Raw genomic sequence first — 25,891 nt, forward strand, 5'->3', positions numbered from 1 at the left:
AGATATTTTAGATCGGAAAAAATTAGCTTATCTTTAGCTGTGGAATCATTTTTCAGATTCGGATTTTCTGATCAGATAAATTACGACATTCAAATTTAGCTGGCATGTCGGAATTTCAATAATAGGATTTTGTCATTTATTAATAAGATTTTTCCACCTACAAAATGACTGCTGAAGTACATCGGGAAATTACCCCCCTCTCCCCGGAAGACAGTTTTCTGGTTTTTGACAGAATTAAAGATGATTTTGACTTTCCTATACATTTTCACCCGGAGTACGAACTCAACTTTATCCTTAATGGACAGGGGGTAAGGAGAGTAGTAGGGGACAGTTTGGAAGATATTGAAGATATTGAGCTGGTACTGGTGGGGCCTAACCTGCAGCATGGATGGGAACTACACAACTGCAGGAATAAAAATATCCGTGAGATCACAATTCAGTTTCACAATGACCTTTTTGATGAGAAATTATTGAGTCGAAGGATCATGAAGCCGATAAAGGATATGTTTGAACGCTCTGCTCATGGTATTCTTTTTTCCGAAAAAATAGCCAAAGAAGTGGAGCCAAAGATCCTGCGGCTTTCCAAAATTGATAGCATTGATTATTTTCTGGAGCTTATCTCAATACTTCAGGATCTTGCCACCTCAAGAAATCAGCGCCTGCTTTCTACTTACACGTCCAACAATAAGGACTTTGAGAACAGTGACAAGATCAAAACGATCTATGAATACGTACAGGAAAATTACCAGAACAAGATCTCATTGAATGAGATCTCGGGGCTGGTAAATATGAGTCCGGTATCTTTTAACAGGTTCATCAAGAAAAGAACCGGAAAGACCCTCATTGAATATGTCAATGACACCAGGATAGGTTATGCTTCCCGTTGGCTGATAGAAAAAGATCTGAGTATTGCAGAAATTGCTTTTAAATGCGGCTTTAATAATATTGCCAATTTTAACAGGGTGTTCAAAAAGAGCAAAAACTGCACTCCTTCCCGGTACCGGGAGCAGTTTAGCGGAATAAAGCGTGTCCTTTAATAATATAATTTTATGAAATCCCTCAAAATCATCAGCCTTTTAGCCTTAGCAATCCTCACAAATTTTAGCTATTCCTCCACCCCGGAATCTTCAGGCCAAACAACTCAAGAAATTACCCCTGTGGCTCTTCATGGACAATTGGCGATAGAGAATGGCAGCCTGGTCAATTCTTCAGGAAAAAAGGTTCAGTTAAAAGGAATGTCTCTTTTCTGGAGTCAGTGGCAACCCCAATTCTACAACCGGGAAACCGTGGAAAATCTGGTAGAGGGATGGAATATTCAGGTCGTTCGTGCCGCAATGGCAATTGAGCACAATGGATATCTTGAACATCCGGAGAGAGAAAAGAAGAAGGTAAAAGAAGTCATAGAGGCTGCCATTGATCTGGGTATCTATGTCATTGTAGACTGGCATGATCATCATGCAGAAGATCACCTGCCGCAGGCAAAACAGTTCTTTTCTGAAATTGCAGAGGAATATGGACATTACCCAAACCTTATTTATGAAACCTATAACGAACCTCTTGAGGTATCCTGGTCAAAGGTGCTCAAACCTTATCATGAGCAGATAATAGCTTCAATACGTAAACATGACCCCGATAATATCATTGTTTTAGGAACTCCTACCTGGTCGCAGCGAGTAGATCTTGCTGCAGAGGATCCCGTTGAAGGAAACAACCTGGCCTACACACTTCACTTTTATGCAGGCACCCACCGGCAGGAATTAAGGAACATAGCTGAAAGTGCCATAGCAAAAGGTCTACCTCTTTTTGTCACCGAGTTTGGTACCACAGATGCCAATGGAGACGGACCTGTTTATGAACAGGAAACCGCAGAATGGATGGATTTTATGAAGCGCCACAAGCTCTCATGGGCAAATTGGTCTGTAGCCGATAAAGATGAATCTTCAGCGGCTTTTATTCCCGGCACCACGCCGGCAGCAATAAGTGAAAAAGATAACATGTCAACTTCGGGAAGATTGATTTGGTCACATTTGCGGCAATAGCAAAATACTGCTTCTCACAAAGGTCCTGCATTCGGTTTTTCTAGTCAAAACGGTAGAAAATTCTTGTTATTTTCACTTTACAGGATAAATTTTTGCAGCCCAACCACCTCCGGGAGCCATGTATATTTCAATCTCCTCCCCGGAAGAAAGATCTATGACTTCCCGTACATAGTCTGTTGCTTCTCTGTCGGCATTAATTCCGTCTTTAAAAACTACAGCTTCATATTTCCCCGCCGGTAAGAAAGAAAGGCCAAGCTCGAGATTCCGCGCATCCCAATTGGTAATCGCACCAACATACCAGGTCTCTCCTTTTCTTCGTGCTATGGCTGCATACTCTCCCACTTTACCGTCTAATGCCACGGTTTCATCAAAGGTGGTAGGCACAGACGCTATGAACTCTGTACTTTCAGGTTCTTTCTTGTAGTTTGTAGGGTTGTCGGCAAGCATATTGAAAGGAGCTTCATAAAGTACATACAATGCCAGCTGATGCACCCTCGTCCCCTGACTCATAGGCGCAGAATGGACGGCCCTGAAGTTATGTCTGTTTGCATTTTTCATGGCCCCGGGAGTATAATCCATAGGACCTGCAAGCATTCTTATAAAAGGTACTCTGGTGTCGTAAAGAGGAAAATCTGTATTGGACCATTTGACATTCTCCAGCCCGCGCACGCCTTCAAAATTTACCACATTCGGATAGGTTCGCTGTAGTCCGGTGGGTTTGTAGGAGCCGTGAAAATCCAGCATCAGCTTATGTTCTGCAGCTTTTCGGGAAAGTTCGTAGTAGAAGTCCACCATTTTTTGGTCATCCCTGTTCATGAAATCTACCTTGAGACCTTTTACGCCCATTCGGGAATAGGTGGCGAGTGCCTCATCCATGTTTTGGGCAAGGGGAAGATATCCCGACCATAGCCATACGCCTACATCTTTAGATTCAGCATATTTAATGATTTCTTCAAGATGAATTTCCGGAATGGTGTTTAAAATTTCTCCCTTTGGCGCCCAGCCTTCATCTAAAAGGATGTTCTCTATGTTGTATTCGGCAGCGAAATCTGTGTAATATTTATAAGTTTCGGTATTGATGCCGGCACGAAAATCCACTCCCGAAATATTCCAGTCGTTCCACCAGTCCCACGCAACTTTTCCGGGTTCGATCCAGGAGGTATGCTCTATACGTGACGCAGCGGCCAACTTATATATCATGTCGTTGTTGAGCAGTTCTTTGTCTTCGTCACTAATAATGATTACGCGCCATGGAAATTTTCTGGTGCCACGAGTTTTGGCTATGTAATCTGCCCTTTTCGTCACAAAAGATTGCAGGCCATTATGCCCTCCCTTTTCTTCTTCAAGAGGGTAGCCTGCAAACTCTCCTTTTAAAGAATATTTCTTTGTACCTGCTTTTATAAACATTCCGGGATAACTCTCCAGGTCGGCCTCTGTAATTGCTGCCTTCATACCTTTTTCCAGTTCAACTAAAACAGGGGCAAAGGCAAGAGTATCTTTTACCATCTGAGAAAGCGGAACGTACTCGTAGAGATTTTCAAAGGAGATCTGGTAAACATCATTCGCGGGATCATTAGCGTAGGGAAAGTAAACCATATGATCTGCACTAAAATTGAAGTTTACATCTTCAGAAACAACAGTAATGTCTTCTTTCTTGTTTGTGGTAAAGCGGTAAGCCACTCCCGAATTATAGACCCTGAATATCAACCCGAAGTTGTCGCGAAATTCTAAGGTTAATTCGTTATACCTGTCTTTAATAACGTCTTTTTTGTAATTGATAGCATCTATTGTTGTGTTTACTTCCTTCTTATTTGAATCCACCAACTGCGAATTTACCCCGAGAACCTCCTTTTCAAGGTGAAGAGCGATAGGTGAGGAAGAAATGACCTGCTGAGAATGATTTGTAACCGACCAGGTAATCTGGTCTTGAATGTTAACTTTTATTTCTATTTGAGAATCAGGAGAAAGTTGTGAAAATGTACTGGTGGACTGAGCAAACAAAAAGCCATTTCCCGAGAAAATTAGGATCAAAGGTAGATGCTTCAGTAACTGTGTTCCAGGGGAACTTGAAGGGAGGGAAGATTCCGACTTTTTCATTAAACAACTTCTAAAGCAGTTCCAAAAATATAGCATATCTCTAATATTGAATAGACCTAACACCAAAAATAGTCCCCTTTCATTCCCTCTAATGAACAAGCCTTTCCAATCTGCATCCTCCGGGTCGCATATAAAGTTTGCAATGCCTTCCAGGCAATTGTTTGCTTTTGCGTTTTATCATGAATTACTCTTACCAGGGTTTTTCGAAGTTCTAAAGATAAAATATTAGTCCGGTTCCCTCGACGGCTTACAGGTGCAAAATTCAAATTCGATTGGTCTACCCCGCTCTTGATTTTTTCCTTTCTCTATTTTCCATATTTGCCAATGATCGATTTTTACCGCCTAAAACCTTAACATTTCGTGAAATAACGTGCGATTAACACTTTTTCGGGAGCTAGTTTAGTAAATTAAGACTTAACCATAAAAAAGAACTGTTATGAAACGAATTACTCACAACTTGTACAGCGGACTTTTTGTCTTGATGTTACTTTTTACTTCAGCAACATTACATGCCCAGGATCAGGAAAAGATCATGGATATGGAAAAGCGGGAAGTGATAAAATCTGATGCAATGGATGCTAAAATGGCATTTATGCGGGCAAACCCGGAACTGGAAAGTATGCTTAATAATGCCGCAGGATATGCAATTTTTCCAAATGTTGGTAAAGGAGCATGGATTCTTGGCGGGGCTGCCGGAAATGGGATTGTGTATGAAAATGGTCAGGTTGCGGGCTATGCCGAACTAAGACAAATAGATATTGGATTTCAGTTTGGCGGGAAAGCCTTTAGAGAACTTATAGTTTTTCAAACCCAGGAAGCCCTTGATAAATTCAAGGAAGGAAATTTCGAATTTGGAGGTAGCGCTTCTGCCGTAATTTGGGATAAAGGTAAAGGTAAGGCCATTACTTTTGAAAATGGCGCCGGAGTTGCAATTATGCCAAAAGCGGGCGCGATGGCAGGTATCTCTGTTGGCGGTCAGGAATTTGATTACCGTCCCGCACAATAATAGAACTTGGAAATCGACATTTTAGGAGCCGGATCGTATAGATCCGGTTTTTTTATTTCCCTATCTAACGGGTTGTACTTTCATCTCCCTATGTAACAGAAGTTACATAAAAAAAGAGTTCATGGTCTTAAATTTACACCAGTATTTAAATCATACATCATGAAAAATCTGGTAATACTGGGAGCCGGGACCGCCGGTACGATGATGGCAAATCATCTACGACCTAAACTCAAAAAAAATGATTGGAACATTTCCATAGTTGACCAATATAAGACCCACTACTATCAACCGGGATTCCTGTTTTTGCCCTTTGATATTTATACTGAAGATCAGGTCAAAAAGAATGGAAAGAAGTTCATCCCCAGGGGCGTCAACTACCTTCAGAAAAAAATAGAACAGATCTTGCCCGAAGATAAAAAGGTAAAGCTAGAGGATGAGACCTTGAACTATGACGTTCTCATTATTGCTACCGGTTCCAGGATCGCCCCCGAAGAGGTGGAGGGGATGAAAGGAAAGAACTGGCAAAAATCTGTCTTTGACTTCTATACTTATGAAGGAGCAGTTGCCCTTCGCAATAAGCTAAGGGAATGGGAGGGAGGAAATATGGTTGTACACCTAACAGAAATGCCTATTAAATGTCCTGTCGCACCATTGGAATTCGCTTTTTTGGCGGACTCTTATTTTGAAAAGAAAGGTATGCGGGATAAGGTAAAGCTAACCTATGTGACACCTCTTTCCGGCGCCTTCACCAAGGAGAAAAGCTCAAAAGCTCTAGGCTATCTACTACAGGAGAAGAACATTCACATTGAAATTGATTTTGCCATAGAAAGGGTGGATAATGAAGCCAGTAAGATCATAGACTATGGCGGTAGAGAAATTCCTTTCGATCTGTTAGTTACTATACCAACAAATATGGGGGATGAGGTTATTGAAAGATCGGGGATGGGAGATGATCTCAACTTTGTGCCTACAGATCCTCACACTCTTCAGTCTAAAGAGTATGCCGATGTTTTTGTAATTGGTGACGCTACCAACGTACCGGCTTCCAAGGCAGGTTCTGTAGCACATTTTGAAGCTGAAACCCTCACAGATAACATCTTATTACACATCGAAGGAAAAGCTTTAAAACCGGAATTTGACGGACATGCCAACTGCTTTATTGAGACAGGCAGGAACAAGGCTTTACTTATTGATTTTAACTACAAACAGGAACCTGTGGAAGGAACGTTTCCTGTTGCTGGAATTGGCCCGTTAAAACTATTAAAGGAAAGTGTCTTCAACCACTGGGGAAAATTAGCATTCCGGTGGATCTACTGGAATGTACTACTAAAAGGAAGGCCTATTCCGCTGGTCAGTAGGAATATGAGTACCAGGGGCAAAAAACTATAAAACCATAAATCAAAAACTATATATCATGGAAACTTTAATTGTAGGATCAAACGTAAAAGTAAACGAAGAAGGATATCTACTTGATTTTTCACAGTGGAACAAAGAGGTAGGGGAACAAATTGCCGAAGCCGAAGGAATTCAAATGACCCCAAGACATTGGGAAGTTATCGAATGGCTTCAGGAACAGGTAAAAGCCGAAAAGGCATTATCAATAAGAGGAATTAAGAAAAGCGGTGTCTTAGACATTAAAGAGTTCTACTCATTATTCCCCGGCGGACCTTTGAAGATCTCTACCAAAATTGCCGGTGTACCAAAACCTAAAAGCTGTATCTAACTTTAAAACTACTGAAATGAGCCAGACTAAAGTAAAAAAGATGCTCTTTATCCTTTCTAAAGCTACTATTGAGAATGTATATGCGGCTTTTATTATGGCAAATGGTGCCAGAATGGAAGGAATCGAATCTGAAATATTCTTCACCTTTTTTGGACTGGAAGCTATCCAGAAGAAGAAAATGAACAAGTTGCACGTGGCAACTGTTGGCAATCCTGCCATGCACATACCTACTATGGTAGGTGGACTACCCGGGATGGAAGCTATAGCTACAAAAATGATGAAGAAGGAAATGGATAAGCTCGACATGCCTCCGGTTGATGAATTTCTGGAGATTTTATCTGCTTCGGGAGTAAAACTCTGGGCCTGTAAACTTGCCTATGACATGTTCCACTTAAAAGAAACCGATCTTATTGAGGATCTCGATGGAATCCTTACCATTGGGGATTTCTATAACAGAGCCGATAAGGAAGGCGTTCAAATGTTATTCATCTAAATAAACGGAAATAATAAAAAGCAGTAAAAGAACATGTAACTCAAACATGTCTGACCTCACCTCGTGTTGGCAGAATGATTTTCCAGTTACTGTTTTCATGATTAACGGGGTGGTCAAAGCCGGCTGAGAAATCAGCCGGTTTTTTTAAAGCTCCTCAAAAATGACCTTTTTAACTGCTCCTCGTGATAAATTTTCTCCTCCGTTTAATTTCCGAAGTATATCCGGCTTTGGCACTGGGTGTTATAATCTGGCCAGTTGATCATGCGCCCTGTCCTACCTGCTGCATTAATCCACCGTCCATTACATAGGTGGAGCCGGTGACATAATCTGAATCTGAAGAGGCTAGAAATACTGCTACTTTGGCTATCTCTTCCGGTTTTCCGGCGCGTTTCATGGGGATGTGCTGCACCTGTTCCTTACGTGTTTCCTTGTCGTCAAGAGCTTCCTGGTTCATTGGAGTTAGGATCATGCCCGGAGCAATATTATTGACATTGATCCCTTCTTCGGCCAGTTCAAGGGCCAAAACCCGTGTGAAATTGCGAACCGCACCTTTGGATGCACAATATTCTGCTGTACCCGGCGCCGGAATCTCCTCGTGTACCGAGCTCACATTGATGATCTTTCCTTTTTGCTTCGCCTTGCGCAGTTCTTTAATGAATCTTCGGGTGCAGAAAAATGTGCCATAAAGATTGGTCTTAATGGCTTTGTCCCAGTTTTCTGTGGGCATTTCGGCCACTTTAAAGCCCTGGCCGTTAATTGCGGCGTTATTCATCAGAATATCCAGCCTGCCAAATTCCTGCAGGCTACTATTGAACATAGTTTCAACTTCCTTCTCATCGGAAATATCTACTTGCAGCACCATCCCTTTACTGCCGGAATTTTCTACTTTTTTGAGCGTTTCTTCCGCTCCCTCTTCGTCGGAATGATAGGTAATAACCACCCTGGCGCCCTCCTGTGCGAATGCAATAGCCGAAGCCTGTCCAATACCCGAATCTGAACCCGTAATAAGTGCAACTTTTCCCTCCAGTTTTCCCATGTCTTTATTTTTGAACTTAAACTAGTAAGAATTTGGAGCTCAGTCTGTTAATGGTATGGTAATTAAGTTTCCAGCTAGTTGTTCATTGCACAATGAATAGAATTTGAAGATGTTCGGCATAACAGGGGCAGAGGTAAAAGAGAATATTGGTGGATTGGCTTTTGTCCAATCCGCCATTCAGGATAGGTAGCACCCAACTCCGAACTAACTCAGTATTTGAAGTTAAGCATTACACTTAGACGGTTGCCGTCACTTCCATGGTAAAGGCCAATATTTCCGGTTACTGCAAGTCCCGCACTTATCCAAATGGAACCTCCATAGTTATTGTGCCATCGTTGTGAATCTTCTCCCGGCACCCATACCCTTCCATAGTCAAAGCCTGCGGTGACACCATAAACAAACGGTAGAAATCTGTTTTCCCATAAGCCCAGAGCAGTTCGAAGATCTGTACTGTGATAGAATGCCTGCTTCCCATTGAACCGGTGGTTTCGATACCCGCGAAGGCTGCGGTTTCCACCAATGGCTGCAGCGTGATAGATTTCATAATCATCACCAAAAATGACTTCTCCACCTATCTTTGTGGCAAAAACCGCGTAGCCACTTGAAATAAGTGGATAATTAAAAGAAACTGAAGGTTCCAGATAAGCAAATTCGTTTTTTGCATCGTCAATGCTCTTTTTATAGCCGGTAGTAACTCTTATATCGGACCCCAAACTGGGAAAGGCGCTTCTGTTTTTACTGTAGAACCTGTAATTGGCCTCGGCCCCTGCATACAATTGCTGGTCAAAAATGTCATTTTCGGGTGCGAATATTTCGCCGAGATAAGTGTCTGGTTCGTATTTAACCTGGTATGATTCTAAGGAGGCACCAATGTCAAATACACTTCCGGCGTTATTGCGCCAAATCAAAGAGGGTGAAAAATAACCTTTTTGGATCCTCACCCGGTTGTAGTCTCTATTAATGTCGGAAGGGTCGTAAGTGGTTTCGGTTCCCTTTCCGAAGTAGTTCAGAGTGTAATTAGGACTGGTGTATCGGGCGTTGATGCCTAAATTCCAGTTGTAGAATAAATGAGCGAATTCGCCGCGGTAACTTACCGAATAGCCATTTGTGGCAAAGTAATAATTTGCCAATAGTTCATGTTGCGCCTGGAAAGGATTGTTCACCAGGCCATATTTCGTCCAGACAGCCTCGGCACCCAAGGTAAATCCTGCATCGGTTTCAAAATTTACGTAAGGGAGGGCCTTAAAGGTGCTGTACTTGAATTTCTTGTAATGAAAATTGTTGATCTCGTAGGAATCTACGAGCAATCTGCGGGAACCGGGCTGCACAATCTCATTTTCTGAACTTCTGTAATCATACAACTTTACCTTTTTCTTATTCTCAAAATCATAAACATCCTCTCCGGGACCTCCCAGGATCCTTAGTCTTATGGGATCCTCGCCCTTACCGCTTACTGTGAAGCTGTCTTCCCCGTCCATTCCATAGATCCATATCTCTCCTGTCTCTTCGGACTTATAGGTATGTCGAAAGATCTCTTTTCCTTCAGAGAACTGTACGATCTCTGTAAGGCCATTTTCTTTTCGGCTTATCCTGAAATCTTCATCTTCATCTGTCCCTGTGATCACAGTAAATTCCAGCATTCGCTCATAGTAGTCGCGGGCGATCTTCATTAGGTTGCCACGCCTGGCCTTTAATTTTTTCTTGATCTCTTCAATGGTTAGATCTTGTGCCGCTTCAGGTAATTCTGCGAAGGCAGCTGCGATTTCCTCATCAGTAATTTCTCGCTGAATTAACTTTACCTGCTCCTGCCACTGCTCCCAGTCTGTTTTATAAAGAATTTGCAAATCCAGGGGGTAACCAGACCAGTTGAACCATTTAATGTTATCAATTTCTTCATCATAGGTTTGCATCTTCCGAAGCAAAGGGACAGCAAGTTTTAGGGCGCTAATGAGCGGACCGTCATATTTTGAAAATGATTGATCCCTATCTCTCGGAATGGGGAGATAGTGCATGCCTTCATCTGTCTCATAAGCCGCCCAACGCCAGTTATCCTGGTGACGGTCCCAATCCCCTATGAGCATATCAAAGAGCCGGGCTTTAAGATATTCGGCTTCATCAACACTTGCATCAGGTTCCTCTCTAAGCTCTTCCAACAGGTCAAAAGTGCTAAGAATGTCATCGGGCTTCTCAAATTGAGCAAAAGATTTGTTTTCGCTTCCCGCATGTGCCTGTAGTTCATAGAGTTCATCCCCATATTCATCATTGTGAATCTCCAGGGCAGGTTGTCTGGGAACATAATATATTTCTGGTTTTATGTGGGGAAGATCAAGAGCTTCGGCAAAGTTATCAAGGGCAAATTTTGCGTAAGGATGTGAAGTGGTAAAATAATCGAGCACAAGACGTTCGGGAAAAGTGTTGTTGAGCCTATCCCCCAGGTAGGATGTGGGAAGCAAATCGGCCTGAATGTAGTTCATAGGACTTTTTCTTAGTGCCCTTAAAGTAAATTCGTGGTCGTTTTCATTTATAAATCGAAGGGATCTGGATTGCTGGCCGCCACCTTCTTTTATTGGAGAAAGTCCGCTATGAAGCGTGTCGAGCAGAAGCACAGGTACTTCTATTTTTTTACTGTAGACGTCACGGTAATGATCCCCCCAAAAAAATCTGTGAAGAGCACTTTTATCGGTCTCTTCCTTCTTATAAATAGATGCTGAAAAAGTTTCTCCTAATTCTTTCCAGGTTTCTTCCTTTAGATCTACCTTAATGGTTCTTTCCCTCGGAATTTCTTTCTTAAAGACCGGCTGCTCAGCTGATGTATTTAAAGTGAAAAATTCTACTCTGGAATGGCCATTTTTGAATATAGTAAGTTTGGCATATCCCGGTTCTTCCGAAGCAAAATGATCTTCCTCTGTGGCAGTAGCCGGCTCTGTTTTGGCAGCAGTAGCACTTATGATCTGCGGATTTCTTCCGTTGCTTAAATACTGAAGGTTAGCGTGATTTCCTGAAACAAAAATGACATCATCAAACTGACTTGCGAGGGTTTCCAGAGTCTTACGAAATTCCCGGTACAAAGGATTTTCAAAGTTCTGTCGGGAAAAAGGAAAAATTTTATTGAGAATGCCGGTACTTGTAGAACTTAACACCGGGTGATGAACGGCAACGATCTTTACCTTCCCAAAATTATCTTTTAGAGCATCCTTAACTTCGATGAAGAACCTCTCTTTTGTTCTAATATCACAATCGACATTAAATTCGCTGCTCTGGTCCCAGTCTTCCAGGTACCACTGGGAATCAAGTGTTATTAGAGCAATTTCATCGTTTATTTCAATATCTTCTACTGGACATCCATCATCTGGAAGGAATTTCCCGTTGCTGTTATCCTGAAGAAAACTTTCCATATCATCAATGCTTTGAGGAGCCGATCTATTCCATTCGTTTTCCCCCGGAACATAAATGATATTCCCATTGAAATTCTGCAGGGGCTTCAATAATCGCTCCTGAAGAAACCTTTTTGCTTCCTGTCTTTGCTCTTGTCCTTCAGGATATCCTTTTTCTAAAGTGATATTGCCCGGCAATAAAAGAGTAGCCGGAGATTCCTCTTTTGAAGCCTGAACTATTTCTTCCAGAAGCATGGAGGTCGATTTTTCGGCACCGGGTCCTGTATTAGATAAGATATAAAAGGAGCGGCTTACAACCGCGGTATCGCTTTTTTGCTGCTGTGCGTTTACTGAAGAAATGGAAAATAGTAAAACAATAATATTTAGAAGAAGAGGCCTTAAAAAACGGCCCTGGGATAACATTTTTTGGATCATAGAGGAGTTCCGGTTTATAATTTTAGCCTGTGTCGCGCGGCTGGAGCTTTGCTAAATGCCTCAATTTCCAAAAAATAACGGCTCTTTCGTGTGCTTTTAACCCGTTTATAACAATAAAAGAAGGATTTTCCTAAAATAGTCCTAAGCATTAGCAGGTGGAAAATGATGGTCCCCAAATGGCACTTTTGAAGGACCATTAATATATGATTTGCGCAGGTCTAGGTTCTTGCCGCTCCCGAGTAGAACGGGGATCTTTTGCAATAAAATCATTTACTTAAAATTTCGTTAAACATAAATAGAGGCTATATTTGTTTAGAAGCCTCAGTTTTAAAAACCGGACAAGTTTTGAAGATTTACTTCTATCTCTTTTTGTTTATTAGCCTTGGGATCACCGGGCAGGAGTTACCTCCTGTTACTAATTTTTCGCCCAGAGATTATGGTGCAGGAAATCAGAACTGGATGATTGCCCAGGGACCTGATAAGAAAATTTTTGTCGCAAATAATTCGGGGCTTCTTCAGTATGATGGGGAGCATTGGACCTTGTATAAAGTTCCCGGAGAAACAGCGGTGCGCTCTGTTCTAGCTTCGGGTGAAAACATTTATACCGGGGCGTACATGGAATTCGGGTATTGGCGAACTCAGGAAAATGGAAGACTTCAGTATTTCTCATTAAAAGATTCAGTAGCATCGGGCTTGGTTGATGGAGAACAATTCTGGGATATTAAAGAAGTGGAAGATTACGTGATCTTTCAGAGTCACCAACGATTATACAGTTTCAATAAGAACTCCGGCAAAGTAACCGCGATCGTTACGGAGAAGAATATTTCAAACTTATTTGGAGTAAGGGACAAGATATATTACCAGGTGGCTGAAAAGGATCTTTATGTAATTGAAGATGGAGTAGGGCGTGAATTTGTTTCTAATGAGCAAATCCAGTACAAAGCGATTATTGGTCTGTTTCCATATTCCGGCGACAAAATGTTGGCTGTGACCAGGGATGACGGCTTGTTTATAATAACTGGTAACCAGTGGGATGCCTTACCGGTCGAGAATTATCCTATTTCAGTAAGCTTTTTTTCCGCAGTCTATCTCAGAGACGGCTCTCTTGCTCTTGGAAGTATAGGGGGAGGTCTTTACTTGTTGAGCCTGGAAGGGAAATTGGAATACCATCTCTCCCAGCCCACCTTACTAAATAACACCCTGCTTGCAGTCATGGAAGACGAAGAGGGCAATGTTTGGGGTGGGCTTGACAATGGGATCGCATTGATCAATCGGGAAAGTTCTTTCCGTTTATTTGTGGATATATTCGGAACAATTGGCACAGTGTATTGCAGTGCGGTGGTAGATGGAATCATGTATCTTGGGACAAATCAGGGTCTCTATTATAAAGAAGTTGGGTCTAAGAGGCCTTACCGCCTCGTAAATGGCACCACAGGTCAGGTGTGGAGTTTAAACTACCTCGATGGTAATTTATATGCAGGACATGACAGGGGCACATTTGTCATTGATGGAGTAGAGGCCACTCAAGTTTGGGATGGTTTGGGAACCTGGACTGTGGAGGAGTTTGGTTCAGGTGTTTTACAGGGACATTATAACGGACTAAGTTTTTTACCTGGGGGTGGAGAAAATTCACCAGCACATTATATAGAGGGTTTTGATCTTTCTGTTCAGGATATGGTCATAGAAAATGATTCCATAATTTGGATGAGTCATTACCATAGAGGGATTTTTAGACTGGAAATCAACGAGGATTATACCAAAGTTGAAAAGCAGGAGAATTTTGGAATGGGTGAAAAATCTGAAATGGGGCCGCAGATATTCAAGTTTGAAGATAATATATATTATTCTACCGAAGATGCGGTCTATCTCTATGACAGGACTAAAAATGAATTTACGTCTGAAAATGAGCTTAATGAAATTAGCAGGGATAATGAAAGGATCAGCGGAGTCTCGTTAGTACTGGAGGATGGGAGCTGGTGGACTTTTGGTAGTGATAATCTTTTCTATGTTAGCAGGGATCCATTTGAACAGAAACTTGTCCAGCGTCAAGTTCCTTTACCTCTGGAAAGTAGAAACATCAGCAAGGGTTTCGAAAATATTTCACTTGTAGGGTCCAATGAGTACGTAATAGGTTCCAACGGTGGTTACATCCAATTTTCACTGCCGCTTAAGAAAATCCCTTCCGGGGAATTACTGCTCAATGCCGTTGGAACTGCCTCCAAAAGACAAAATTTTTCTTTCCGATCCCTTGATGTTGCCACACTTGATCTGGTAAGTGATATAAATAATATAATTTTTAAATATAGTATTCCAAATTACCAGGCGTTGGCCGAGACACAGTATAGCTATCGTCTCCTCAACTATTCTTCTGCCTGGTCTAATTGGGACCAAACAGGCACAGCGAGATTTGAGAATCTTCCTGCGGGGAATTATACTTTTGAACTAAGAGGTAGGATCAATGACCTGGAAACGGAAGTTATAACTTACGACTTCTCAATAAAGCGTCCCTGGTACTACAGTAATCTCGCATGGTTCCTTTATTTTCTGGTCTTTCTCTTAGGACTCCTTGCAGTTCACTACTCTTATAGAAGGCGACATGCAAAATTGATTGAAGAAAGGGAAAAGTCCCTTAGATTAAAGAACATGGAGGCCGAGCAGGAAATCATCAGACTTCAGAAAGAGCATTTAGAGAAGGACATGGCAGAGAAAAACGGCCAGCTGGCGGCCTCTACTATGTCTTTGATAAAAAAGAACGAGTTCCTTTCAAATCTTAAGGAGGAGCTGAAAGAAGTGGAAAGTACCAACGTCAAAGGAGTTATTAAAACCATAGACCGGGAATTAAAGGAGGAAGATAATTGGAAAATGTTCAAGGAAGCATTTCGGAATGCTGATAAGGAATTCTTTGACAAAATTAAGGAGAAGCATCCGGAACTAACTTCAAATGATCTTCGGCTTTGCGCTTATTTAAGATTAAATCTTTCCTCTAAAGAGATCGCCCCACTTATTAACATATCTGTGAAGAGTGTAGAAATAAAGCGATATCGATTGAGAAAGAAGATGAATCTTCCCAGAGAAGTCAATTTAACCGACTATATCATGGATCTGTAGCCTTAACAGGACCGTATTTTTCCTCTACAATACCTCTACATTACTGTTTAATAAATACTTATTTATCTTTTTTAAATATCTTTAAAAGACTGCTATTATTGATATATCTCAGCAATATAGCGGCTTTATGGCAATCTTTACATGCAGTTTTTTTGCTGTATGTTTTTTGTAGAGGCGGTTTTCGACTTTTTCTATAAATTTACTTGATATATTAGTAACACAATTTTAACATCGCAACATCCTATACTAAACATTTCACAAAATATCCTGTTGTAAATTATTTAGATGATAATTCGCAATCGGTTTCGATTTTGGATATGCCTTAATGGAAAATCAGTTTAAATTATGCACCAACAACTAAATTTAACTATCAATGAAAATTAAAAATTACTTAATGATGTTATTTATTTTCGCAGCAAGCTCAGTTTGGGCCCAAACGGAAATAATTACAGGTACTGTGATTGATGATTCAGGAATGCCATTGCCTGGGGCAAATGTGATCATCAAGGGAACCTCTACGGGTACCCTGACCGATTTTGACGGAAATTTTTCCATAGAGGCAGCTCCCGGAGATGTTCTGGTTATTTCCTATATAGGTTATACCCCCCAGGAAGTGGTCTTAACGGATGCCAATGATATCCAGGTTAGATTAACACAAAGTGCTGCTGCTCTTGAGGAAGTAGTGGTAGTAGGTTATGGTACTCAAAGGAGTGCTTTAGTCACAGGCGCAACCAGTAATGTTTCAGGGGAGGATATCGCATCTCTTAACCCGGGGACTCCTATGGAGGCACTTCAGGGTGTTGTAGCGGGTGTTAACGTAACCAGAAACAGTGGAGCACCTGGAGCAGGTACTCGTATTACCATTCGTGGTTTGGGAACTATTGGTAACTCCAATCCTTTGTACATTGTTGATGGTGTAGCCGTAGGGAACATAGATTATTTGAACCCATCTGATATTGAATCCATCAACGTCCTAAAAGATGCGGCGTCTGCAGCTATTTATGGTTCGCGGGCAGCCAATGGTGTAGTTCTGGTAACTACGGTAAAAGGTCGTAGTAATAGAGCAGCGCAGATTAGTTATGACACCTACTACGGTATCCAAAATATTTACAGAAACCTGGATCCTCTTAATGCCCAGGAGTACATGTATATTATGGATGAAGGACGGGTTAATGATGGTTTGGCACCAAATGACTGGCGAGCCATGCTTACCAACAATAGCTGGTTAGAGAATAACTATCCCGGACTAGGAACTCAGCTAGGTGAGGAAATCTGGGCAGATCTTGAAAACGGATGGGAAGGAACTAACTGGATCAATGAGATGACGCAGGAAGATGCACCAATGAGAAGTCACGCGATTAATATCACCGGAGGAAGTGAGGACATTATTTATTCTGTAGGAGCCTCTTACCTGGATCAGGAAGGTATAATAGGTGGTCATATCACAGATGCCGGATTTAAAAGATTTACTGCAAGATTAAATACAGAAATGGTGTTGAAAAAGAATGATGAACACGCCATTATTACAATAGGAGAGAATTTCACCTATACAAATATTGAGAACAGGGCGGTCGCAACAGGCAATATTTATTATAATGACCTGCACAATGCTTTGGTTCAAAATCCATTAATGCCAGCTTATTGGCAGCCGGCTATTGATAACAATGTTAACGAATTTGGCTTTACCCCAACTTTAGGTGGTATAAGTACAAATCAAACAAATCCGCTTGCCATAATGTATTACCGCCATAACTACAATTATGGTAAGGGGAATAATATCGTGGGTAACGTATTCCTAGAAGTAGAACCAATACAAGATTTGAAATTCAGATCTTCCTATGGTACTAATGCCTGGTTTGGTCACAGCAGATCGATGAACCCAACATACCATCTTGGAGTGCTTTATCAGGATGAAGTGGACGGTGCTCAGCAAGGTCAATACTTTGGTAATGACTATACCTGGACTAACACACTCTCGTATGATTTTACAATGGGCGATCATGAGCTTAATGCTTTGGTTGGTACAGAATTACTGCAAAACCAGATTAACACTGAGGTTGGTGGATCCAGGAATAATCTTTTATTCCCGGGAAATCCAAGATATGCCTATATAAATAATACTCAAAGTCCCGAAAGTATAAATGATATAAATACGTGGGGTGCTGACTGGGCTGCCGGTGGTGGTGGTTTGATGTCGTACATGGGTAGAGTACAGTATAACTATTTAGAAAAGTATCTCTTCAACGCAACAGTTCGTGTTGATGGTTCTTCAAACTTTGCAGAAGGCAACAGGTGGGGTACCTTCCCTTCGGTATCTGCTGGTTGGGTATTTACAGAAGAAGATTTTATGGCAGACACCTCGGAGGTTCTTAATTATGCCAAACTAAGAGCAAGCTGGGGTCAAAACGGAAATCAGTCAATTCCAAACTTTATCTACTCCTCACAAATCGCTTATGTATTTCCTGGATATTTCTTCGGTGATACTAAACCGGTATCAGGGGTTACAGCTTATCCTGAAAGAGTTACGAATCCCGATGTTACTTGGGAAACTTCAGAACAGTTGAATTTCGGTATTGATGCCCGAATGTTCAATTCGAGGCTTGGGCTAACATTAGACTGGTACAAGAAAACTACCAAAGACTGGTTGGTAGAAGCGCCAATATTAGGAACTTTCGGTGCTGCAGCTCCATTTATTAATGGTGGTGATATAGAAAATACCGGTTTTGAAGTTGTAGTAAACTATAACGACAGTTTCGGAGACTTTAACTACAGTGTCACTTTAACCGGAGCTCATAACAAAAATGAAGTTACAAGAATTGCCAATGCAGAAGGAATAATCCAGGGACCCAGTCATGTTCTGTCCCAGGGAACTGCACCAATTTCGAGAGTACAGGTGGGGCAACCTATTGGTGTCTTCTATGGCTTCAAGGCTGATGGGATCCTACAAAACCAGGAGGAAGTTGATGCCTATGTAGGTCCTGATGGAAACCCTTACTTTAATGATCAACGTCCTGGAGATGTGCGTTTTGTAGATCTTAATCAGGATGGGGTAATAAATGATCTGGATAAAACCTTTTTAGGAAATCCAAACCCTGACTTTGAAGGAGGTCTTCAATTGAACTTAGAGTACAAAGGTGTTTATGCAAATACTACATTGACAGGTAAGTTCGGAATGCAGGTAATGCAATCTTACCGCTCTTTTTCTGATCAATTTACTCAGAACTATACCACTTCTATTTTTGACCGCTGGCATGGAGAGGGTACTTCTAATACCCTTCCCAGATTAAGTTCTACTTCAAACAGGAATACTCAGTTTATTTCTGACATTTTTATGCATGATGCAGATTACGTGAGAATAAATAACTTGACAGTAGGATATGATTTTGGAAGCATGTTTGAATCTATAGCAATAAAGAATCTTAATGCGTACGTATCTATTAATAACTTACATACGTTTACTGATTATGACGGAATGGATCCTGAGGTGCGTTTTGGACATGACGCAAGCTGGGCTTCAGGTATTGACCTTGGATTATATCCACAGGCGAGAACAGTAATGTTTGGATTGGGAGTTGACTTTTAATTAAAAAAAATCAGAATTATGAAAAAAATAAAATATTTAATAGCTCTTTCAACGCTGCTAGTTGCGGTTGGTTGTGAAGACTACCTGGAGACCGACAATCTCTACGGAAAAAGTTTGGAAACTTATTACAATACTCCAACTGATATAGAGGAGGCTATGGCCGGCGTCTACAATGCCATTTACGTTGTGACTCCGGAGGGTAGTGAACCAATTGCCGCAAACCTTATGTCTGATATGATGTTAGGTGGTGGTGGACCAGATGATGCATCTGCTAAAAGGGTCGATAATTTTATAGACCCTGCAGAAGACACTTATCGTAGTATGTGGGTTCAGTCCTACAATGGTATTGCAAGGACCAATGCTATTATTGAAAAAACAGCAAGTGCTGATTTTTCTTCATACTTTCCTAGTGCCGAAGAAGCTCAGCAATTTAAAGCTCAGGCCATTGGAGAAGCTCATTTTATGAGAGCATTTTTCTACTTTAGATTGGCAAAATTCTTTGGCGGGGTTCCTTTAATTACTGCAGTTGACGATCCTAAGGATGTGCCCAGAGCCTCTTATTCAGAGACATTTGCGCAAATTGCCACAGATTTAAAGATGGCCATTGAGACCTTGCCATCCACGCCGTTCCCTACTATTCCAACGGCCACTTATGGGCACGCCAATAAATGGGTAGCAGAAGCTTATATGGGTCGCGTGTATTTGTTCTATACCGGATATATGACTAACATTAACGATACCCCTACTAATACATTGCCTTTGGTTGATGGCGGATCTTTAGGTGCCTCTGAGGTTGCTGCTTATTTAGAAGATGTTATCAATAACAGTGGATATGCTTTAGCTTCAGATTTTAGAAATCTATGGCCATATTCCTATGTGAATATAGCTGCAGGAAATGATGAGATTTTACCGTGGGCTGCAGAAGAAGGTTTGTCCTGGGTGGGCCAGGATGGAGCTAATCCAACTTTTGGTACCGGAAACTATGAATCCATGTTTGTACAAAGGTTTTCCTTTGGAGACTGGGGATGGAATAATGGAAATATTTATACAAACAGGTTATCTCTATTTGGTTCTATACGCGGTAACTCTTTAGTGCCTTTTGGAGAAGGATGGGGCTGGATGACAGTAAATCCAAGATTATGGGCTGAATGGGATGATGAGGATCCAAGAAAATTAGGATCCATTCTTCAAGTAGGGGAGCCAAGCCAGGGAACTGGAAACTGGTCTCTACCAAATAATCAGGATCATTTCACCGGATTCTATAATAAGAAATATACTGCGCTACAGTACCCTAACGAGGCAGGAACTGTACAGGGTATGTTTGTACAATTATATGGCTGGGGTAACGCAGATATGCAATTAATGCATGCACAGGATTTCATTTTCATGCGTTATGCCGACGTTCTATTGATGCACTCTGAAATTACGGGTACTGCAGAAGGACTGAACGCTGTTCGTGCCAGAGCTGGATTGGATCCTGTTGGTTATTCCTTAGAGGCTTTAAAACAGGAGCGTTTGCATGAGTTTGCTTTTGAAGGCCTTCGCTGGTTTGATTTAGTTCGTTGGGGAGATGTTGAGTCAGCATTTAATTATACCCTCAATGTGAGTAATTCCGGAGCTGCTGCTACTTACCAGGTAAACTATAGACCGGAAACTAAAGGTTTGGTTCCAATACCAGAATCTGAAATTAGATTATCTAATGGTGTTTATGAGCAAAACCCTGGATGGGAATAAATTATAAATCTTAAAATCGAGAGAGATGAAACTTAATAAATTAGGAACTCTGCTTATTGCTTCTGTAGTCATGCTTTTCGCGGGCTGTGAACCGGAAGTAGATGAGATGCATTTAGAGAACAGCACAGATGTTGAAGGTGTAGAATTAATAGCTACCCAGAGTACTCCAGGGGGTAACATGATTACCTTAAATATGGACACTCCCGGTGTCACGGGTTATTGGGATTATAATCTTGGTAAGGCCCTTACCAACAAGACAACTTTTGTTTATCCTATACCGGGAACTGCTACTTTTACCTTTGTAGGAACTCTGGGTGGTGAATTCTTCACAAAGACAATTGATGTGGAAGTAGAGCAGCTGGATCATGCTTTAGATCAGGATTGGTATGATCTTGTAGGGGAAAACACAGCAGAAGGTAAGACCTGGGTCTTTGCTGGTGGTCCTGCCCCAGATGGTCAACAGTGGTGGTTCATGTCTCCTCCCGGAGATAAAGCTGGTGCCTGGACTATCTGGTGGAATGCTGCCGGAGACTGTTGTCCGCCGGTTGATGCTTCAGGAAAGATGAAATTTGATCTTGACGGTGCAGCTAATTATACCTACTATGCCGATGAAAATGCTGATGGACAACTTAGCAGTTTTGTTCTTGATGTGGCCAACCAGAAACTAATTATTAATGATGGAAATATTCTTGGAGCTGAAGCCCCTTGGGGAAATCCTGCCGGAGTTTATGAAATAGTTTCTTTGACTGAAGACCAAATGGTTTTATATGTGCCAGGAAATGCAGGTGGTACAGGCTGGACCTGGGTATTTGTGCCTGAAGGATCTAAAGAAACAGGTGATGGAGATTCAGCTGGAACACTAAGTCTTCCTTTAAGTTTTGATGGAAACGACGATTATGTTAGCGCCGCTTCCGGAGTTGATTTTAATGTGGTAACTAACCCTCAACAATCTGGTATTAATCCTACTGCAACCATGGTTGGTGAAGTTATCACTCCCGGAGGTCAATATGATGCATTAACCATTTCATTGGCTGATGCTATAGATTTTTCAGGCTCTAACAAGACTATTACCATGAAAGTTTATTCTGAAACTGCATACCCGGTGTTATTTAAATTAGAAACCGGTGTAAATGGAGAAAGAGCTAATGAGGTTGAAGTGAACCATGGTGGTACAGGATGGGAAGAATTAACTTTTGACTTTAATAATGCAAGAAAAAGTTATATCGATGGTAATCAGGGAGCCGGAGAGGCATTTGTTCCAACAGGACAATATGATAAATTCTCCATCTTCCTTGATTTTGGTGGAACTACCGCTGGTACCTTCTACATAGATGATATCGAACAGAATTAGAGAGAAAACTCTGTTCAATATTAGAAATTTTTAAGTTTTGATCAATCAAATTCCTGGTAGTTAGCTGCCAGGAAGATGATTTTTACCAGGAATAAGGAGTTTAAAAGTTAGCAGTTCAAAATTCAAATAAGAAATTCTTTCAAAATAAGCTGCTGCCTGTTTAGTCACTGTCCTTTTTCATATGGAATTGGATAAGATAAAAAGAGGGCAAATTGCCCTCTTTTTTTAAACAGCTCTTCAAATAATAAGGAGATCATGAAAAAATTATTTAGTCCCAATACTTTGGTATTGCTGGGCCTGGGATTGTTCGTCCTGTTGTCTTGTGAAGCCAGTTCAGATGAAATTGTTGAAACAGAAGACATTATCCCATCAAACCTTTCACTGGAGGTTTCTATAGTCGGTGCCGATGAACAACATCCGTATGGAGATGGAACCGGGGTTATAAAATGTACTGCCAGCGCAGCTAACGCGGTAAGGTATGAATTTCATTTTGGTAATGGTGAAACTGTAACGAACACTACAGGTGCCACTGAATTTACCTACACAAAAAAAGATCTCAATTCATATTCGGTGTCAGTCTATGCTTATTCTTCAACTAATGATTATGTGAGTACCACTAAAAAGATCCAGGTGCTTGTTGAACGGCCACCTTTCAATGACCTCGTTTTTTCTGATGAATTTGATACAGACGGTAGTCCGGATAATTCCAAGTGGGACTACGATCTTGGTACAGGAAGTAATGGTTGGGGAAATGGAGAAAAACAATATTACACCGATCGTCTGGAAAATGTAAAGGTAGAAGATGGGCTTCTCAAAATAACAGCAAAGAAGGAGAATTATGGTAACTCAGCTTATACGTCAGCCCGAATTTTGACTGAAGGAAAATTTGATTTTACCTACGGTAGAGTGGAAGTAAAAGCAAAATTACCTTATGGTGAAGGTACCTGGCCGGCCATTTGGATGTTAGGATCAAACATTAGAACGGTGGGTTGGCCAAACTGTGGGGAGATAGACATTATGGAACATTGGGGACACAACCAGGGAATTGTGCAAAGTGCTTTGCATACGCCCTCGAGCTACGGTGACACAACGAATCATGGGGCACAACAAATTGAAGATGTATCAACGGCGTTTCACGTATATGAAGTTGAATGGGATAGTCAGGAAATTATTTTTTCGGTTGATGGTGAAGTCCACTACACTTATAGTCCGGCGAATAAAAACAGTGAAACCTGGCCTTTCAATTCAGATCATTTTCTAATTCTAAATGTTGCCATGGGTGGAAGTTGGTTCTCAATAGATCCTAATTTCGAGTCATCAACTATGGAGGTGGATTATGTAAGAGTTTATCAATAAATCTTTGTGTTGAAAGAAACCTATAAAAATTAATTGGATGAATTTCCAGCTTTAAAATATCTGACAGTGCAGGTGAATAGACAGAGGTACCTATAAAGAACATTAGCCTCCAAAAAGAACAAAATCGATCTAAATTTTTGGTAGTCGATTGGCTTCAAGCATGAACAGATTAACATAAGCCGGCAAGAATAGTTTTTAATATTTCTGAATGAATAACAAATGAAAATCGCGCAAATTTTTCTGGGAATAGGTATTTTGATAACCACCGGCTGTGGTGTCAAGGCCCAGGACAGGACAAGTACACCAACAAAAGCCGAAATTGAGAGCAGAGTTGATGAGCTTCTGTCTAAGATGAGCCTTGAGGAAAAAGTAGGGCAGATGACCCAGGTAACCCTTGATGTTATTGGAAAAGGTGAAAATCGCTACGCCAGTGACTATCCATTTGCGCTCGACAGGGATAAGGTTAAAACAGCGGTCTCAGATTACCACGTGGGCTCTTTCCTAAACACAGCCAACAACAGGGCTTTATCACCAGAGCAATGGTATGGGATCATAAATGAGATCCAGGAGATCAACAAAGCCGAGACCAAACTGGGAATTCCAATAATTTACGGCGTAGATATGATCCATGGCGCTACTTATACTGCTGGCGCTACTATGTTTCCGCAGCAAATAGGGCAGGCAGCCAGTCGTAATCCGGAACTTGTTCAGCGAGGAGCAGAGATCACGGCTTACGAAACCCGGGCCAGCGGCATTCCGTGGAACTTCTCTCCTGTTTTAGACCTGGGAATGGATCCGCGGTTCTCAAGGATGTGGGAATCTTTTGGGGAAGATCCTTACTTAGCCTCTGTCTTAGGGGTAGCTATGATAGATGGCTACGAAGGCAAGAACAACAACATTGGACATCCCGAACATATCGCTTCTACCCTGAAGCACTTTTTGGGCTATCACGCTGTAACTTCTGGAAAGGATAGAACTCCATCTTACATTCCACAGGATGCTCTTCGGGAATATCATCTGCCGCCGTTTAAGGCTGCAGTAGAGGCTGGAGCGCACACGATCATGGTGAATTCAGGAATTATCAATGGAGTTCCTGTTCATGCCAATTATGACCTGCTTACCTCTCTTCTAAAAGAGGAACTTGGCTTTGAAGGATTGGTGGTGACCGACTGGGCCGATATTGAAAACCTGCACCGTCGCGACCGGGTAGCCGAAACAGATCGTGAGGCTATTAAAATGGCTATTAATGCCGGAATAGACATGTCAATGGTGCCTTACCAGTATGAGGTATTCTTTGATAACCTGGTCGATCTTGTAAAAACTGGCGAGGTCAAGGAATCCAGGATTGATGATGCGGTAAGAAGGATCCTTAAAGTGAAGTTTGCGCTTAATCTTTTTGAAACTCCTGTAACTCATTACAGTAATTATCCAAAGTTCGGGAGTGAGGAATTTGAAAAGGCATCCTACGATATGGCTGCCGAATCTATAACCCTGCTTAAGAACGAAGACAACATCCTTCCGCTTGAGAAGAATGTGAAGGTACTCGTTACCGGTCCAAACGCGAATTCCATGCGTACTCTCAATGGAGCCTGGACCTATTCCTGGCAAGGGGAGAAGACTCCCGAATTTGCCGAGTCGTACAACACTATTCTGGAAGCAATTCAGTATGAAATAGGAGCCGAAAATGTCATTTTTGAACCCGGAGTTTCTTACGTCGAAGGCGGTAAATATTATGAGGATGAAAAAGTGAATTTTGAGCAGGCAATTTCCGCAGCTAAGAACGTTGACTATGTCATCCTTGCTGTAGGTGAAAATACTTATACTGAAAAGCCGGGGGATCTCAACGATCTCTACCTGTCTGACCATCAAACGGAATTAGCCAAAGCACTAGCAAAGACCGGTACCCCCGTGATTCTTGTCTTAAATGAAGGGCGCCCCCGGATTATCAGTAAATTCGAACGAGAAATGCCAGCCATCGTGCAAACCTACCTCCCCGGAAATTTTGGTGGTGATGCGCTTGCCGATATTTTATTTGGAGATGTGAACCCTTCCGGAAAGCTGCCGTATAATTATCCGCGGTATCCAAACGCACTGATCCCTTACATTCACAAGCCTTCTGAAGAACAGGCAAAAGCTGAAGGAGTTTACAATTATGAAGCCGATTACAATCCGCAGTTCTCTTTCGGGGATGGCTTGAGCTATACCACCTTTGAATATTCAGATCTAAAGCTGGATAAAGAAAAAATTAGCACCACCGGAAGTGTTACAGTAGAAGTGAAAGTGACCAATACCGGTAAAAGAGCAGGAAAAGAAGTCGTGGAATTATATACGTCTGACCTTTATGCCAGCCAAAGTACACCAGATGTAAAGAGATTGAGAAGATTTGAAAAAATATCTCTGGAACCGGGAGAAACAAAAGCCGTAACCTTTACCCTAAATGCAAAAGATCTTGCCTACTTCACTCCAAAAGGAGAATCCCTTGTGGAACCGGGAGATTTTGAGCTAATGGTGGACGAACTAAAAACCGACCTGGAGGTGACGAAATAAAATTATATA

At 41.6% G+C, this 25,891-nt stretch carries 15 protein-coding genes; 12 read left to right on the forward strand and 3 right to left on the reverse strand.

Translation table 11 applies throughout. The annotated features are described in order from the left end of the window. Positions 1–164: 164 nt before the first annotated feature. Together VR862_RS07465 and VR862_RS07470 are read left to right on the forward strand one after the other, a co-directional pair. Positions 165–1,037 (forward strand): AraC family transcriptional regulator, encoded by an 873-nt coding sequence (locus tag VR862_RS07465; RefSeq protein ID WP_324720328.1) that lies wholly within the window; start codon positions 165–167, stop codon positions 1,035–1,037. Positions 1,038–1,049: 12 nt separating this feature from the next. After that, entirely contained in the window at positions 1,050–2,039 is a 990-nt protein-coding gene (locus tag VR862_RS07470; protein WP_324720329.1) for a glycoside hydrolase family 5 protein, read from the forward strand. Positions 2,040–2,111: 72 nt separating this feature from the next. Here VR862_RS07470 and VR862_RS07475 read toward each other — a convergent pair whose 3' ends face one another. Then, positions 2,112–4,136: a retaining alpha-galactosidase gene (locus VR862_RS07475; RefSeq protein ID WP_324720330.1), complete on the reverse strand. Its 2,025-nt coding sequence runs from the start codon at positions 4,134–4,136 to the stop codon at positions 2,112–2,114. A gap of 436 nt (positions 4,137–4,572) precedes the next feature. Between VR862_RS07475 and VR862_RS07480 the strand changes: the two genes are divergently transcribed. From VR862_RS07480 to VR862_RS07495, 4 genes are all read left to right on the forward strand, one after another. Further along, complete coding sequence (locus tag VR862_RS07480) at positions 4,573–5,142, forward strand: lipid-binding SYLF domain-containing protein (protein ID WP_324720331.1); 570 nt, start codon at positions 4,573–4,575, stop codon at positions 5,140–5,142. 159 nt (positions 5,143–5,301) lie between these two features. Further along, positions 5,302–6,531 (forward strand): type III sulfide quinone reductase, selenoprotein subtype, encoded by a 1,230-nt coding sequence (gene sqr, locus VR862_RS07485; RefSeq protein ID WP_324720332.1) that lies wholly within the window; start codon positions 5,302–5,304, stop codon positions 6,529–6,531. Between the two features lie 25 nt (positions 6,532–6,556). After that, positions 6,557–6,865, forward strand: coding sequence for a TusE/DsrC/DsvC family sulfur relay protein (locus tag VR862_RS07490; RefSeq protein ID WP_324720333.1), 309 nt, complete (start codon positions 6,557–6,559; stop codon positions 6,863–6,865). 16 nt (positions 6,866–6,881) lie between these two features. Next, positions 6,882–7,358 carry a DsrE/DsrF/DrsH-like family protein gene (locus VR862_RS07495; protein WP_324720334.1) on the forward strand — a complete coding sequence of 159 codons (477 nt, stop codon included), beginning with the start codon at positions 6,882–6,884 and terminating at the stop codon, positions 7,356–7,358. 259 nt (positions 7,359–7,617) lie between these two features. Here VR862_RS07495 and VR862_RS07500 read toward each other — a convergent pair whose 3' ends face one another. Continuing rightward, entirely contained in the window at positions 7,618–8,394 is a 777-nt protein-coding gene (locus tag VR862_RS07500) for an SDR family oxidoreductase (RefSeq protein ID WP_324720335.1), read from the reverse strand. A 209-nt stretch (positions 8,395–8,603) separates the two neighbouring features. Then, the gene (locus tag VR862_RS07505; protein WP_324720336.1) at positions 8,604–12,191 is read right to left on the reverse strand and encodes a metallophosphatase; all 3,588 of its coding nucleotides are present in this window, start codon (positions 12,189–12,191) and stop codon (positions 8,604–8,606) included. 357 nt (positions 12,192–12,548) lie between these two features. On the opposite strand from VR862_RS07505, the gene VR862_RS07510 reads away from it, so the two are divergent. The 6 genes from VR862_RS07510 (at position 12,549) to VR862_RS07535 (ending at position 25,882) form a co-directional block, all read left to right on the forward strand. Next, a complete protein-coding gene (locus tag VR862_RS07510; RefSeq protein WP_324720337.1) occupies positions 12,549–15,311 on the forward strand; it encodes a triple tyrosine motif-containing protein in 2,763 nt (920 codons plus the stop codon). Positions 15,312–15,705: 394 nt separating this feature from the next. Further along, the gene (locus tag VR862_RS07515) at positions 15,706–18,894 is read left to right on the forward strand and encodes a SusC/RagA family TonB-linked outer membrane protein (protein ID WP_324720338.1); all 3,189 of its coding nucleotides are present in this window, start codon (positions 15,706–15,708) and stop codon (positions 18,892–18,894) included. Positions 18,895–18,912: 18 nt separating this feature from the next. Then, entirely contained in the window at positions 18,913–20,628 is a 1,716-nt protein-coding gene (locus VR862_RS07520) for a RagB/SusD family nutrient uptake outer membrane protein (RefSeq protein WP_324720339.1), read from the forward strand. 25 nt (positions 20,629–20,653) lie between these two features. Next, the gene (locus tag VR862_RS07525) at positions 20,654–21,979 is read left to right on the forward strand and encodes a hypothetical protein (protein ID WP_324720340.1); all 1,326 of its coding nucleotides are present in this window, start codon (positions 20,654–20,656) and stop codon (positions 21,977–21,979) included. 255 nt (positions 21,980–22,234) lie between these two features. Beyond that, positions 22,235–23,335 (forward strand): glycoside hydrolase family 16 protein, encoded by a 1,101-nt coding sequence (locus tag VR862_RS07530; protein ID WP_324720341.1) that lies wholly within the window; start codon positions 22,235–22,237, stop codon positions 23,333–23,335. A 219-nt stretch (positions 23,336–23,554) separates the two neighbouring features. Further along, positions 23,555–25,882 (forward strand): glycoside hydrolase family 3 N-terminal domain-containing protein, encoded by a 2,328-nt coding sequence (locus tag VR862_RS07535; protein ID WP_324720342.1) that lies wholly within the window; start codon positions 23,555–23,557, stop codon positions 25,880–25,882. Positions 25,883–25,891: the final 9 nt, after the last annotated feature.

Origin of the sequence: Salinimicrobium aquimaris (genome assembly GCF_035607535.1) — a bacterium.
Lineage (GTDB): Bacteria > Bacteroidota > Bacteroidia > Flavobacteriales > Flavobacteriaceae > Salinimicrobium.

Excerpts from the sequence above, each read along its gene's own strand:
- VR862_RS07465 (WP_324720328.1), top strand. The coding sequence starts at position 165 with ATGACTGCTGAAGTACATCGGGAAATTACCCCCCTCTCCCCGGAAGAC.
- VR862_RS07470 (WP_324720329.1), top strand. The coding sequence starts at position 1,050 with ATGAAATCCCTCAAAATCATCAGCCTTTTAGCCTTAGCAATCCTCACA.
- VR862_RS07475 (WP_324720330.1), bottom strand. The coding sequence starts at position 4,136 with ATGAAAAAGTCGGAATCTTCCCTCCCTTCAAGTTCCCCTGGAACACAG.
- VR862_RS07480 (WP_324720331.1), top strand. The coding sequence starts at position 4,573 with ATGAAACGAATTACTCACAACTTGTACAGCGGACTTTTTGTCTTGATG.
- sqr (WP_324720332.1), top strand. The coding sequence starts at position 5,302 with ATGAAAAATCTGGTAATACTGGGAGCCGGGACCGCCGGTACGATGATG.
- VR862_RS07490 (WP_324720333.1), top strand. The coding sequence starts at position 6,557 with ATGGAAACTTTAATTGTAGGATCAAACGTAAAAGTAAACGAAGAAGGA.
- VR862_RS07495 (WP_324720334.1), top strand. The coding sequence starts at position 6,882 with ATGAGCCAGACTAAAGTAAAAAAGATGCTCTTTATCCTTTCTAAAGCT.
- VR862_RS07500 (WP_324720335.1), bottom strand. The coding sequence starts at position 8,394 with ATGGGAAAACTGGAGGGAAAAGTTGCACTTATTACGGGTTCAGATTCG.
- VR862_RS07505 (WP_324720336.1), bottom strand. The coding sequence starts at position 12,191 with ATGTTATCCCAGGGCCGTTTTTTAAGGCCTCTTCTTCTAAATATTATT.
- VR862_RS07515 (WP_324720338.1), top strand. The coding sequence starts at position 15,706 with ATGATGTTATTTATTTTCGCAGCAAGCTCAGTTTGGGCCCAAACGGAA.
- VR862_RS07520 (WP_324720339.1), top strand. The coding sequence starts at position 18,913 with ATGAAAAAAATAAAATATTTAATAGCTCTTTCAACGCTGCTAGTTGCG.
- VR862_RS07525 (WP_324720340.1), top strand. The coding sequence starts at position 20,654 with ATGAAACTTAATAAATTAGGAACTCTGCTTATTGCTTCTGTAGTCATG.
- VR862_RS07530 (WP_324720341.1), top strand. The coding sequence starts at position 22,235 with ATGAAAAAATTATTTAGTCCCAATACTTTGGTATTGCTGGGCCTGGGA.
- VR862_RS07535 (WP_324720342.1), top strand. The coding sequence starts at position 23,555 with ATGAAAATCGCGCAAATTTTTCTGGGAATAGGTATTTTGATAACCACC.